Source organism: Cellvibrio japonicus Ueda107 (genome assembly GCF_000019225.1).
Classification (GTDB): Bacteria; Pseudomonadota; Gammaproteobacteria; order Pseudomonadales; family Cellvibrionaceae; genus Cellvibrio; species Cellvibrio japonicus.
On sequence record NC_010995.1, the window covers coordinates 2,818,877 to 2,832,803 of the forward strand.

At 52.0% G+C, this 13,927-nt stretch carries 9 protein-coding genes; 4 read left to right on the top strand and 5 right to left on the bottom strand.

Features of this window, described 5'->3' with window-relative positions:
- The first annotated feature begins 278 nt into the window (after window positions 1-278).
- Entirely contained in the window at window positions 279-758 is a 480-nt protein-coding gene (locus CJA_RS11885; protein WP_012488062.1) for an HU family DNA-binding protein, read from the top strand.
- A 74-nt stretch (window positions 759-832) separates the two neighbouring features.
- On the opposite strand, the gene CJA_RS11890 is transcribed toward CJA_RS11885, so the two are convergent.
- Complete coding sequence (locus tag CJA_RS11890; protein ID WP_012488063.1) at window positions 833-1,255, bottom strand: HIT domain-containing protein; 423 nt, start codon at window positions 1,253-1,255, stop codon at window positions 833-835.
- Between the two features lie 133 nt (window positions 1,256-1,388).
- Between CJA_RS11890 and CJA_RS11895 the strand changes: the two genes are divergently transcribed.
- Window positions 1,389-3,116, top strand: a complete 1,728-nt coding sequence (locus CJA_RS11895; protein ID WP_041551485.1) for a proline--tRNA ligase — start codon at window positions 1,389-1,391, stop codon at window positions 3,114-3,116.
- Between the two features lie 62 nt (window positions 3,117-3,178).
- Window positions 3,179-3,529 carry a hypothetical protein gene (locus CJA_RS11900; RefSeq protein WP_012488065.1) on the top strand — a complete coding sequence of 117 codons (351 nt, stop codon included), beginning with the start codon at window positions 3,179-3,181 and terminating at the stop codon, window positions 3,527-3,529.
- Between the two features lie 70 nt (window positions 3,530-3,599).
- Here the strand turns inward: CJA_RS11900 and CJA_RS11905 are convergent, their stop codons facing one another.
- From CJA_RS11905 to CJA_RS19090, 4 genes are all read right to left on the bottom strand, one after another.
- The gene (locus CJA_RS11905) at window positions 3,600-6,005 is read right to left on the bottom strand and encodes a DUF6055 domain-containing protein (RefSeq protein WP_012488066.1); all 2,406 of its coding nucleotides are present in this window, start codon (window positions 6,003-6,005) and stop codon (window positions 3,600-3,602) included.
- Between the two features lie 205 nt (window positions 6,006-6,210).
- Window positions 6,211-8,034 carry an endo-1,4-beta-xylanase gene (locus tag CJA_RS11910; RefSeq protein WP_049765454.1) on the bottom strand — a complete coding sequence of 608 codons (1,824 nt, stop codon included), beginning with the start codon at window positions 8,032-8,034 and terminating at the stop codon, window positions 6,211-6,213.
- A gap of 169 nt (window positions 8,035-8,203) precedes the next feature.
- Window positions 8,204-11,092: a glycoside hydrolase family 9 protein gene (locus CJA_RS11915; protein WP_012488069.1), complete on the bottom strand. Its 2,889-nt coding sequence runs from the start codon at window positions 11,090-11,092 to the stop codon at window positions 8,204-8,206.
- Window positions 11,093-11,351: 259 nt separating this feature from the next.
- Window positions 11,352-13,448 (bottom strand): glycoside hydrolase family 6 protein, encoded by a 2,097-nt coding sequence (locus tag CJA_RS19090; RefSeq protein WP_012488070.1) that lies wholly within the window; start codon window positions 13,446-13,448, stop codon window positions 11,352-11,354.
- Window positions 13,449-13,487: 39 nt separating this feature from the next.
- Here CJA_RS19090 and CJA_RS11925 point away from each other — a divergent pair, with 39 nt between their 5' ends.
- Complete coding sequence (locus tag CJA_RS11925; RefSeq protein WP_012488071.1) at window positions 13,488-13,703, top strand: hypothetical protein; 216 nt, start codon at window positions 13,488-13,490, stop codon at window positions 13,701-13,703.
- Window positions 13,704-13,927 lie beyond the last annotated feature (224 nt).

The window sequence follows — 13,927 nt, forward strand, 5'->3', positions numbered from 1 at the left end:
ACGCAAAAGTACATCCTCGCTGTTGCCAAAATTCACACCTGCTCGCAAAAGGCGTTTTTTCTCGGGAAAAAATGCCTTTTTTGTTGCCGACTGAAAAGTTATTCGCTATATATAGCGCCAATCCGTATTTGCAGCCGTTTTAGCCTGTAAATATAGGGGTTTTTGTGTAGTGCGGGCAGCCACCGGGGTGTACACACGCCAGGCCGGCTTGCTCAAAACTCATCCATTAATGACCGACAACAATTTCAACCCTTTGAGATCACGAAAAGGAAACCCATATGGCCATCAAAAAAGCACCCGCCGCTGCCCCCAAAGCAGCTGCCAAAAAAGCCCCTGCTGCTAAAGCGGCGCCTGCCAAAGCTGCACCGGCGAAAAAAGCCCCTGCTGCCAAAGCGGCTGCCCCTGTGAAAAAGGTTCCCGCCAAAGCGGCCCCTGCTGTGGTAAAACCCATTGCTGAGCGTCAAAACAAGAGCCAAATCGTCCAACAAATTGTTGATGCTACCGAACTGAGCAAAAAACAGGTCCAGGCAGTACTAGATGAGTTGTCCAATGTCATTGAAGGCCACATCAAGAAAAAAGGCGTGGGCGAATTCGTCCTGCCAGGCCTGCTGAAAATCACCACTGTGAAAAAGCCTGCGACCAAAGCACGCAAAGGCATCAATCCTTTCACGGGTGAAGAAGTGACCTTCAAAGCCAAGCCAGCGAGCACGTCTGTAAAAGTTCGCGCGCTGAAAAAACTGAAAGAAATGGCCCTCTAATCCTTTACCGGATTGGGAATACCATAAAAAAACCCGCTAGCGCGGGTTTTTTTATGCCTGGCAGCAGCAGCGGACTACAGCGGCGTAAAGCCCTCTCCCACCAAGGCATTCTGCAAACGGCGAATGCGATCCGCAAATACGTCTGACTCATAGACCTTAAACGGCAACCTGCCCCAAATCGGCTGCGGCCAGGCCGGGTCATCGGTAAAGCGAGCGATATGGTGTACATGCAATTGACGCACAACATTGCCCAGCGCTGCCACATTCATTTTGTCTGCATCAAACAGGCTGGTCATCACCTCTGCCAAACGACAGGACTCGCGGATCAATTGCAGTTGATCGACTTCATCCAGATGATGGATTTCATAAATGTCCTCACGCCGGGGAACCAGAATACACCAGGGATAATTGGCATCCTTGCTGAGCAGCAACAGGGACAGGTCAAATTCGCCAATCACCACGGAATCCTCGGCCAGGCGGGGATGGAGTTCAAACATAAGCTCACCTCGATCAGTCTTGCGGGTGACGGCAGGCAGCTATACCAAATGCAGTATCCACCGTAGAATAAGCACCTTTCACCCATTACCCATTGATAAACATTCCCAGTATAGCCAAGAAGACACCAGACCTATGCGCTCCAGTCGATTTTTAATTGCCACCCTCAAGGAAACCCCTGCTGATGCGGAAGTTATCAGCCATCAATTAATGCTGCGTGCGGGGATGATCCGCAAAATGGCCTCTGGCCTTTATAACTGGCTGCCACTCGGTTTGCGCGTCCTGCGCAAGGTGGAAACCATCGTGCGCGAGGAGATGAACAAATCCGGCGCGATGGAAGTCCTGATGCCCGTGGTACAACCCGCCGAGTTGTGGGAGGAATCCGGACGCTGGCAGCAATACGGCCCGGAATTACTGCGTATCACCGACCGCCATGACCGCCCCTTCTGCCTGGGCCCTACCCACGAGGAAGTGATCACCGACCTGATTCGCAACGAGCTAAAAAGCTACAAGCAATTGCCTGCCAATTTTTACCAGATCCAAACCAAATTCCGCGATGAAATTCGCCCGCGCTTTGGTGTGATGCGCTCGCGCGAGTTCATCATGAAAGACGCTTACTCGTTCCATCTGACGCAGGAATCCCTGCAGCAAACCTACGATGTCATGCACACCACTTACTGCAATATTTTCAGCCGCCTGGGCCTGGGCTATCGCCCGGTATTGGCCGATACCGGTTCTATCGGCGGAGCCTACTCCCACGAATTCCACGTGCTGGCCGATAGCGGTGAAGACTATATCGTCTTCAGCAATGGCAGCGACTATGCCGCCAATATCGAAAAAGCCGAAGCACTGCCCCCGGCAGCGCCCCGCCCTGCACCACAGCATGTGCTGCAGGAAGTGGCCACTCCGGGGCAACACGCTATTGAAGAGGTATGTGCTTTCCTGAAGGTTAGTGCGCAACAAACCGTAAAAACCCTGATTGTGCTCGGCGAAACACGCGAGGATGGCTCGCAACCCCTGGTGGCGCTGGTATTGCGCGGCGACCATGAACTCAATGAAATCAAAGCGGAAAAACTCACCGGCGTTGCAGCGCCGCTCACCCTGGCCCCGGAGGCGCGCATTAAAGCCGAACTGGGTGTCGGTATCGGCTCCCTGGGTCCGGTCGGTTTGCAAATCCCGATGATTGTCGATCACTCAGCCGCACACCTGGCTGACTTTGTGTGCGGTGCGAATAAAGATGGCTTCCACCTCACCGGCGTGAATTGGGAGCGCGATGAACAAGCCCCCCTGGTTGCCGACATCCGCAATGTGGTTACCGGCGATCCGAGCCCCTGTGGCAAGGGTACATTGGAGATCAAGCGCGGTATCGAAGTGGGCCATATTTTCCAGCTGGGAACCAAATATTCCGACGCCATGAAAGCCAGGGTGCTGGATGAGAATGGCAAGGAGCAAACCATGATCATGGGTTGCTATGGCATTGGTGTTACCCGTGTAGTCGCTGCCGCCATTGAACAAAACTTTGATGATAACGGCATTATCTGGCCCGATGCTATTGCGCCCTTCCACATCGCCATTGTGCCAATCAACATGGCCAAATCCGAGGCTGTGGCCACTAAGTGCGAAGAACTTTATGCGCAATTGAGCGCAGCAGGCCTGGATGTCTTGTTGATGGATGAAGACAAGGCGCGCCTGGGCGTCATGCTGGCCGATACCGATTTGATGGGCATTCCGCACCGTATCGTCGTGGGCGATCGCGGCCTGGAAGCCGGCAGTATCGAATACAAAGGCCGCCGCGATGCCGAGAAGCAGGAAATTGCCGTTGGCGATATTGTTGAGTTCCTCAAAGCCCAAGTGAAAATATAACCGCCGGCGGGTGCAGTCTTTGGGCTGCCCCGCACTAAACCTCCAATCAAGGGAAACCAATCATGGGAAAAGCTGTTCATTACCGGTTATTGGTTATCGGCATAGCCATCACTGCCGGGGTTTATGCCAATGAAAACCACAATACGATACCGGTACTTGAGGAAACCCTGATCAGTACCCCGCCCTCTCAGGCATTATTAACCGGTCAAATCGCACAAGGTGATTTAGTCCTGGATCGCCCCGGCACTATCGACAAAATAATATCTGTCACGCGCTGCGTGATTGACTGGCAATTGGATGCAGATTGCAAACTGGGCAATGGGATCGTTATCAGCCCATCCGACGCCCCCCAACCACAACCCACCGATAAAAACCCTTTACCCAGCACCAATCCCCTGACAACGATTCAATAACAAGCCCTGTTACATCGGCAGATAAAAAAACACCCGCTTAAACGCGGGTGTTTTTAGCATTGCGATAAGGTTATGGTCGCCAGGTATAAGGTGGTGCGATGGTCACTTCCGTCACACTGCTTACGCCGTTCCAATCATTGGGCACAAAACCATAAAAGGTATTACTGGTTTTACTGCTGGCAATAAATTCCAAATCCCCCAGCAGGGTTGCAGTGCCGGATACCGATTGGTTACTGCCGAACCACCCCAGCGGATAGAAAGTGCCCAGCACACGCGCTGACCCGCTAACACCAAAACTGCTGGCACCGTGATGGGGATGGGATGCGACGCCAATTAAACTCAGCGCCCCTACAGTACCGCCGGAAACAGTGCCGTTAACCACAGTGGCCTGGTCTTCAATACGTGCACTGCCCGTGACACTGCCCCCCAGGATTTTTGCATAGGGACCAACATAGACACTGCCCGGTGTACTGGCAGGTGCACAACCACCGCCGTTGCTGTGGCGCACGGTGCCATTGGGGCAGGCATCGCGCTGGCCATTGCGGAATCCCTGGGGCCAGGCGCCCTGCACTTCTACCATATAGGGATAGCGGTAGATCGATGGATAGGCCCTGCCATCCGCTGGGTTATCCCAGGTGATTTTCTGGTATTGCGTCGGTGTTGTGACAATCACCAAAAAGACATTCTCACCCGGGGTGATACACAGGTTCAGTTCTCCATCCACACCGCGTTGCAACTCGGTATAACGCGCCTGGGTCATGGCTGCATTGGTGGAGACCAAGCCCCAGCGCCACCCGGAATTGGCTCCGGACTGCACCACACCGCGGAATTTAACCTGGATGTTGGCTGCCCCCGCTTCGGGGAATAATTGAATCACGTTGTAGCCCCAACGCTGTGGTGCCCAATAGTAAGGTGATGCAAACCGACGGTTCTGTGCCCAGTTGCTATCCAGTGCTTCCAGCTGTGTCAAACGCAAACGGCGCGCGGTGTAATTACCGGGTTCGCTGTTGATTGCACCGTATTGCTGGCGATACACATTACCCTGGTCTGTTCCATTGGGGCTTTTATAATCCCAGGTCACGTTATGCATGGCCCACTCGCCAAAACGATCGTTTAATTGTTCGATATTCCAGCTCTGGCTCAGCATCAATTTTTGCCAGGGATCACGCTGCCCGGCAGGTGCGTTATAGGTCCACATCTGGTTAACGGCAGTGTGGCAATATTTGTCTTTAATAAACTCAAAAAATTGCCAGTTACAATAGCGATTACGAGTGTTGCCGTAATACAAATGCGGCATGTTTACCAGCATTTCCGAACAGTGCACATTGGTATTGAAAATCTGGTGTGGCATCCAGTTCGCGTGCGACTCATAAATCCAGCAGCCAACGCCGCCACAATCACCAAAGCCCTGGGTCATGGCCTGGACTCCGTGCATAAATTCATGGGCGAGTCCCCAGGGATCACTAGCCGCGCCCGGGCCTACCCACATTCCCATGTAGTTAATGCCATTGCGCGACCAACCGCCACCCCACAGTGGAAATTGATTATCAAAATGAACGGCAGCTTTATATTTCTGGGTGGAGTTGCAGTAAGGCTCCGGGAAATAAATCGGCGAGCCGAAGTAACTGTCCCAGATAGCCTCCAGCGTTACTGAAGCAGCCTGTGCATTCGCCATCGTAATGTTGGTGCCGTCACTCCAGTAAAACGCAAAATGTTCGGTTTCCAGGCGCAAGGGCGCACGGGTTTCACCGCCGTCACGCGGTGCCAGCCAGGTTCCACTGACACAATTATTGACTTGCGTTGCACAACTGGCACCCGCCCACTGGTTATCGGTGCGAGGCGTCACGCAGGCCATGACACTGCTGGCCACACTGCTACTGACACTGGATGCCCGCGAGCTGCTGGAGCTGGAAACGACTGCCAGGCTGGAAGAGGCGCTACTCACAACGCTGGATGACACACTGCTCGAAGAACGTGAACTGCTGGACACACTCACACTGCTTGATGAGCTGGATACAACCACTGATGAAGAACTGCTGGCAACGCTGGATACAATACTACTCGCCTGGCTGGATGCCAGACTCCCACACACACCACCCGTCACCGCTGGCAACTCAGCGATAGCGCCATTCTTATTCACTTGCAACCCAAATGCGACTGTTTGCCCAACAGGGATTTGGGCGTTCCAACTCAGGTTAGATGCAGCATAGGGGTTATTGCCGGTGATATTGGCATTCCAGCTATTGCTGATTCGATTTGTTGCGTATTGCCAATTGACTGACCATCCATTAATGGCGTTGGCCCCGGTATTGGTAATACGGATCTCGGCTGTCAGCCCGGTATTCCATTCATTGGTAACCACATACTGGCAGCTTGCACTTTGACTCACCTGGGCATTCACACCACCACAGGCGACCAAAAAGCCTGCAACACCTAAAAGCGATAGCCTACGCCATATTGCTGTTGTAGAAGTCATAATAAACTCCGGTTGTTTAGTTGTAATGGTTTGACCGAATTCACCGAAGCAAAAAAAATCCCGCAGAAGCCGCGGGATTTTTCAGGTTTTATTACCTGTTCTATTGATAACGACCTTATCAATATTTTTATGGTTCTCTGCCGTTTGCAAAAAAAAGATCGCTACGGCAGTCATTGCCGTAGCGATAATCACGCGATCGCTGGGATTAACGACCACTCAATGCCTCGACCACGCCCTGGTAGGCAGGTTTGGGCTGCAAGTTATCGTTAAATAACAAAGGCCAGTCAGGCAGGTTTTGATGGGTATAGAGCCAGCTATCCGGGTCTGCAATACCCCATACCGTAATACCGCCGCGACGCCCCGGGGGTACGACTTCCAGGTACGCCTGGACAATTTCCTTGTAGCGCGCTTTTTGCCTGTCCAGGCCGGCACAGGACACTGCACAGTCATTACGATTGGTGTAATCGTTACTGGAATTACCGTCATAGGGATTATTCAAACGCACATCCAATTCAGTAATCTTGATTTTGAGCGTTGGGCTGAGCGCGACAATCTTTTGCATAGCCTGGCGAATATTGGCGATGGACGGATAGTCGTTCATGACATGCATCTGGAAGCCAACACCATCAATCGGCACACCATTGTTTAGCAAGCGTTGCACCAGGTTTACCAGGGCTGTCGTTTTAGCGCCATTTTCTTCCGTGTTGAAATCGTTGTAGTACAACTCGGCTGTCGGGTCAGCAGCGCGGGCGCGCCGGAAGGCTTCGTCGATATACTCAGGCCCACCGAATTGGCGATAAAACACCGATTGGCGATAACCGTTTGCCGAACCGCGACCATCCGGATCATCGGCCGAATCAAACAGCGCCTCGTTGACCACATCCCAACTTTTTACCTGGCCGGCAAAGTGTGCCGCGACAGTATCGATATGGCGGGCAAAATCCTGGCGGAAATTGGCATTGCTATCACTTGCCCAGTTAGGTAATTGATAGCTGGGGTGCCAGACCAAGGCATGGCCGTGAACCGTTTGGCCATTTTGCGCAGCCCAACTCACCAGGCGATCCGAATTGGTAAATGAAAAATTGCTACCGGAATACATGTAGCTCATCTTCATAATATTTTCGGCAGTGATCTGGTTAAATTCGGCACGTACAATATTTTGGCGGGCGCTGCTGGTAAAGATATCGGCATTACCGCCACTGGCAGCAACAGCAACACCTATCGGGAAATCTGCCAGGCTGGCCAAACCGTTGCCGGTGGCAACCGAACTGCTACTGCTGGATGATGACGATCGAATAGATGAAACAACCGATGACGAACTCAGGCTACTGCTGGAACTGGACACGGGTGTGGAACTGCCGCTCCCCACAATACCAAAAGGTGCTGGCTGTGCGGCGCAGGTGGAACGTGCAATACAACTGCGCTGGTCTTCCCAGCCCCATCCATTGGTGGTCGTCACGCACAGTGGATAGAGTGTGCCGTACCAATTACATTGCTGGTTACCACTGGACGAGCCGGGTGTACTGCTGGCAACACTGGAACTGCTTACCGGACTGGAACTGGCCATAGAACTGATAACAGAGCTTGCGACTGAACTGGGCGAGCTGGATGCAATACTGGACGGGACAGAAGAAGCCGGAGCTGAAGAAGAGGCCACAGATCCCGAGCAGATACTGCCACCCACACTGGGCCGCTCAGCACTGCCGCCATTTTTATTCACCTGAAATCCAAAGGACACAGATTGCCCCGGCTGGATATTGCCATTCCAGCTCAGGTTTGATGCACTATAGGGATTACTGCCACTCACGTTGGCATTCCAGCTACTACTGAGTCGGTTGGTTGCGTATTGCCAATTGACAGACCATCCATTAATCGCACTGCTGCCGCGATTGGTAATCGTAATGTCGCCGGTATAGCCCGTGTTCCATTCGTTGGTAATGTTATAACTGCAAGTTGCTGTTTGTGCAGCAAGTGTATGGGCAAATAAGGCAGCACCAAGAAACGCTGCCGCACCCAGTGACTTTGCCATCGCTGTTCTCATGGTGTGATCTCCAAAAATAAAGGATAAGGATTATTATTGTTGTGCTTGCCTGTCCTTGAGCGATTGATCCTCTGTCGACCTTTCATAAAAATTATTCACAGCAAACAGTGGATGCCTGAACGGGCATCCACTGTTCGTATTGGCAATCAGAACATAATTACTGACATACACTTCCGGTTACTGCAGGCACCTGTGCACTGCCTGCGCCTTTGGTTCCCTGGAACCCAAACTCAGCCGTTTGTCCCGGTTGGATATTGGCATTCCAACCCAATGCAGATGCAGCATAGGGATTGTTACCCGTGACATTAGCATTCCAGGAATTGGTAATACGGCTACCGTCGCTGTAGCTCCAATTCACACTCCAACCGTTAATGGCACTGCTACCGTTGTTACGCACACGGATAACAGCGGTAAAACCGTTGTTCCATTGGTTGGTCACCACGTATTGGCAATTGCCGCCGGAAGCTGCGCTGGATGAGCTGCTGGAAACAACACTCGAACTGGAGGAAACAATGGCCGATGAGCTGGATGAAGAACTACTGGAACTGGAAGAGTTGATATTGGATGCCGATGAGCTGGAGCCCGGGAAATAATCGGAAAAATACACGGAGACAAAAGTGGTTTCGGTCGCTACGCCGCCGCGACCATCGCTGACGGTCATACTCACTTCGTAACCACGCTGGTTGCTGACGTGAATACTGGCGCTTGAACTGGAACCAGAGGCAACCACTGTGTTGCCTGAAATCACTTGCCATGAATAAGTCAAATTATCACCATCCGGATCAGACGCTGCCCCATTGATATGCAGTGTGCAACAGACCATAGAGCCCCCCTCGAATCCCGTTGCATTTGCACTGAGTTGCAAGGTCGGGCTGCGATTAGCCGCTTGGCTACTGGACGATGCAGCACCAACAATACCGTAGGGTGCAGGCTGCGCTGAGCAGGTACTTGCAGAAATACAGCTCTGGCTATTTTCCCAACCCCATCCACTTTGGGTGGTTACACACAGGGGATACAAGGTGCCGTACCAGTTACAACGCAATCCGCCGGAGACAGACGATGAACTGCTGGCTACGACAGACGAGCTGCTGCTTGAACTGGAGGGCATCGATGAACTGGAGCTGCTGGGTTGAATAGAGCTACTTGAGCTTGATGGAATAATCGATGAACTGCTGGAGCTGGACACCGGCACAGAACTGCTGGAACTGGATGAGGATGACGAACTGCCTCCCTGTGTTGCCGCAAAATCGTTGTAGAAGCCCAGTACCCACGCCAGCGGCGCATTCCAGTTAATGGTAATTTCATTGGTAGACCAGGCATCGATAGAGTCCAGCCAACAAGTTGCCGGACGGCTGGTACAACCACTCAGGCGGCTTGCAGACAAGCTATCTTCCAATCCGGCGTTGGGACCACCGGATAATGCACCTGGTGGAGCCCAGGGATAGTTGCTGTTAAGTGCACCTGCCCAAAAACGATGGTGGGGCTGGGCAACCGTATTAGTGCCCAAACCGGTAATAAATGATGTAGACAGCACATTGCTGCCGAACAAATAGTTAATCCCCTTGGAAACACCCAAAGCAAAGTTTTGGTTACCGGAGAAATCGTAGGCAAGTCCCATCAATACCAACTTATTGGCAATAACCGAGTTGGAACCCCAATAGTATTCAAGGCTGGATAAAGGCGCCGGGTAGCCCGATGCACTTTGCGTCGTTAGATGGGTGGATGCGATGGTTTGTATATGGTTGCGCGCGGCTATGCGCAAACTATTGGTATGTGTTGCTGGAACCACCGCCAATGACATGACACCCAGCAATTCAGTATCCGGCCAGCCAAAGTCGGTGCGCTCCAGTGTGTAGTTATTAATGGTTGGCAAGTATCTGCTATCGCCGGTGGTGATATAGAGCTCGGCAGCCGCCCAATAGAATTCATCGGCAACAAAGCGATCGCCATAACCGCCACCGCCATTATCGTAATTGCCGGAATAAATATCGTTGGGGTTTGCCTGTGCAGCATTCCAGGCGCGCTCGGCAGCGGTCAGGCACAGTGCGGCAAAACCGGCGTCGATGTCTTTCCAGATACGTGCAGCCTGTGCGGCTGTTGCCGCCAGGTTAAGTGTTGCAGCCGTGCTGGGCGGCACCAGGGCACGCTGTTGCGGATCTTCATGGGGTGCCAAAGGTAATCCCGTCCAACCCACATCGTGAATTTTGTGATGGGCCATACCTGCCTTGGCCTGGCCTTGTGGCACTTGCATGGCCAACATAAATTCCATTTGCCAGCGCGCTTCATCAAGGATATCGGCAACACCATTGCCGCTCTCGGGAATATTCATGCTGCCATCGGCAACAGCCGCCAGGTTACCGGTGATGTGTTGCGCACGCTCGTACAGGTTCAGCAAAGTCCATACGGAAATGCCACCATTGACAACATACTTGCCATGGTCGCCCGCGTCGTACCAACCCTTGGTAACATTCAGGGAATAATTACAGGTACCAGACCAACAGGGAACATTCATATCGCCCTTATTAGCGCCCTGGTTCAAATGCCCGGCCGGGCGCGACCAGCGGCTATGGCTTGCATAGGAGCCGCGACCACCACCGGTGTAGGGAGTTTCAATCGCGATGCCACTGCGGTTGTGGTAGAAATATTTTAACGCGTCATAAAACGCGGCATTGAAGGTTGTTGATGAAATACTAAAGGGATAACTGCTATCGCCACCGACCGTTAAGGTGAACCCACTGCCTGTTGCCGTGACTGAGGATAAATCAATGTGGTGAATATTGTCCCCGGATGATGCATCGCTGCCTTTGGGAATCGTTTGTCCGGAAGCAATCAAACTGCCATTGTGTGTTAACTGCCAGGTTTGTGCGCTGTTGTTACTCGCTTTATAAACAGCAATCCTATCGCCATTGGGGATATAACCCAATTGGTTGACACGGGGGTTACCCACCTCAGCCTGTGCCACACCCAAGGTACAGCCCACTAACACAAGTGCCTGTACTAATGGCTTGACCAAAGCCGGTATCTTCAATACGGAACGATTTATCATCGCCAAAGGCCTCAATATAAATTAGGGAATCGATGGAAACACCCACGCAATAGAACCGACGGTGTAACAGGTGCAGCGCACGGACTCGCGCAGAAAAGATGGGTGTCATCACAAAAATCGGCACATGGCACAACACCATGTACCTAAGGGGAATTAAAAAAGCCATCCTTAGCCGGGGCATCTCTCCAAATGCCTGTCCTGGCTCACTCTCACTCGGTATCAGCGCTGCATGGGATATGCAGCGCGCTCACCACTTGCGTTATTGCAGTGGTGGATAAGCGTTTTGCAACAGGATCTGGAACGCTTCTGAATGCCAGCGACCCGCGTGTGGAGCATCGGGGATGGAACCTGTCAGAGTGCCATTTGCTGTTGTGAAAGTTGGATCGCAGAAACGGTCGAAACCTTTCGCTGGATCTACCGGATCGATAATGCCGGCTCTACCAACACCATCAGACTCCCCTGGTGGTTTCACCCACACATAAGCATCGATACCCGCAGCCGGACTTACACGCGGACGCTCACCGATACCACCGTACTGGTTACACCAGTTACCGCGGTGATAGCGACGGTCTACGCGGGATTCGTCAACAAAGGTATCAACATTAGTGCTGGTAGATTGCGCCGTCGGACGATTTGGACCACCCCAACCATTGCGTGAGGTATCAATCAGCATACCAATGGTTGATGGGAAACCGGCTGCAATCATGCGTGTACGCCAGGCTTGTACGAAGGCCACTTCACTGAAGTAGGAGTTCCACTCATAGAACTTGGCTTGGCGCACCTGGGTACCGCCACCACTGCCTGGCATTGCACTGCTAGCCAATGAGTCGAGGAAAGGCTCATACACTGGGGTATAACCGGCGGTGTTGGAAACGAAACCGGCAATGCTGTTTACACCGGCAGTGGTGCCTTTAATGGCGTCACCGATCAGGGTAATTGCTTTGCCGAAGTTGTCATCCCAACCCAACCAGCCAGAGTGGCCAATATCAACATAAGAATAAACGTTGCTGATTTGCGACAGTTTATTCAGCGTGTAGCGGGTATTGGGAATGTAACCATGGGTCATATCAGCAGCTTCCTGACAAGCGGGAGTGCTCAAATTGGTAACCAGGTTGGGCAGTGAGTCCGGCTCGATAATCGCAATGATGCGCAGGCTGCTGTATTTCGGATCAGAGAAGATTGACGCAATTACATCAATGTACTCGTTGCGATAACGCGCAGTACCTTCCGGGCCCTGAACCAATTCACCGTTGGATGCCAAGGCATGGCAATCGCGGTTGGGCAGGTCATAGACTACAACCTGGATCAGGTTGGCATTTTGATCCAGTGCCGCATCCAGGTGATCGCGCAAACCAAAGCTGCCATCGGGCGGCTCAATCGCACCGATACGATCCATCCACACAGCGGTGTTGTAATTGGCTACTCTGGAGCCACCATTTTCCGCTTGTGCCTTGGCAGACCAAACCGGATCAATATACCAACGCGCATCCACGAAGGGGTTATCCAAACGTGGGCCCTGGCTGCTATTGACTGAAGAGCTGCTGGAGGACGATGAGGAGCGGATACTGCTGCTACTGGATGATGAGGGTACAACAACGCTGCTACTGCTGCTGGATGAAGGCACAACAACACTGCTGCTTGAGCTTGAAGAAGGCACAAGGCTGCTGCTACTGGATGATGAAGGAGTGACCACCGATGAACTGGAGGATGAACTCACACCGCAAGACCCACTGCCCACAATGCCGTAAGGACAGGGTTGTGAACTACAGGTGCTCACTGCAATACAGCTGCGATTATTTTCCCAACCCCAACCACTGGTCGTGGTTACACAAACAGGATACAGGGTACCGTACCAGTTACACTGCTGCGCAGTGATTGGCGATGAACTTGAGCTGCTTGGCACCGAGCTTGAGCTGGGAACGCTGCTCGGAACAGAGCTGCTTGATGGAACACTGGAAGGCACAGAGGAAGACGTGCTGCCACTGCAAATGCTGCCAGAAAGTTGCGGTACTTCAGCAGCGCCGCCATTTTTATCCACCTGGAAACCAAAGGTTGCACTTTGGCCCGGCTGCAAGTTGCCATTCCAACTGAGGTTGCTCGCTGAATAAGGATTGCTGCCTGAAACATTGGCATTCCAGGAACCACTCAAACGGTTAGCATTATATTGCCAGCTTACTGACCAGCTGCTAACGGCACTGGAACCGCTGTTAGTAACAACGATTTCACCCGTCAAACCGGTATTCCACTCATTGGTAATTTTGTAGGTACATGCTGCCTGGGAGCTATGGCTGGCAGCGATTAAGCCGAGGCTTAGCAAACCTGCCAAACCATAGGCTTTTTTCATTCTAGTTAACATGGAAGTTCTCCTGGATTCCAGTGATAAGGGTAAAAGTCGATGCAATTACCCTTGTTATTATTCGGTGCTATCACTATTGCGATAGCCACCCTGGCTACTACAACCTTGTATGCCACCATCACCGAAGTAACTGCAGCAAAGCCTGCTAGCGCGCCAATCCATGCAGGCATCCTTGAAGAAACAACGCAGCGCCTTATTTCACATATCAACCCGGTTGATATGCAAAAAATTGCATGCATACCTGCATACAATTGATAAAAAACGCCCACGCCATATCGATCAATCTGTACTTCACTCAAAATGACAGCGCTATCATTTTTAGGCGAGCGAAAACATTTTTCTTTGATCTAATTAACAAAGCCCTTTTTTTATTTAAATAATGTGGTGCAGATAAACTCTTTTCATTTATCTGCACCAGATCACTTCCCTTTCGCCCTTTGTTTGTCTCTAACAACGTCTACTTTGATGTTGCGCACAAA

Bases quoted from the DNA above. Each gene is read 5' to 3' on its own strand.
- CJA_RS11885 (WP_012488062.1), top strand. From the start codon at position 279: ATGGCCATCAAAAAAGCACCCGCCGCTGCCCCCAAAGCAGCTGCCAAA.
- CJA_RS11890 (WP_012488063.1), bottom strand. From the start codon at position 1,255: ATGTTTGAACTCCATCCCCGCCTGGCCGAGGATTCCGTGGTGATTGGC.
- CJA_RS11895 (WP_041551485.1), top strand. From the start codon at position 1,389: ATGCGCTCCAGTCGATTTTTAATTGCCACCCTCAAGGAAACCCCTGCT.
- CJA_RS11900 (WP_012488065.1), top strand. From the start codon at position 3,179: ATGGGAAAAGCTGTTCATTACCGGTTATTGGTTATCGGCATAGCCATC.
- CJA_RS11905 (WP_012488066.1), bottom strand. From the start codon at position 6,005: ATGACTTCTACAACAGCAATATGGCGTAGGCTATCGCTTTTAGGTGTT.
- CJA_RS11910 (WP_049765454.1), bottom strand. From the start codon at position 8,034: ATGGCAAAGTCACTGGGTGCGGCAGCGTTTCTTGGTGCTGCCTTATTT.
- CJA_RS11915 (WP_012488069.1), bottom strand. From the start codon at position 11,092: ATGATAAATCGTTCCGTATTGAAGATACCGGCTTTGGTCAAGCCATTA.
- CJA_RS19090 (WP_012488070.1), bottom strand. From the start codon at position 13,448: ATGTTAACTAGAATGAAAAAAGCCTATGGTTTGGCAGGTTTGCTAAGC.
- CJA_RS11925 (WP_012488071.1), top strand. From the start codon at position 13,488: ATGCAATTACCCTTGTTATTATTCGGTGCTATCACTATTGCGATAGCC.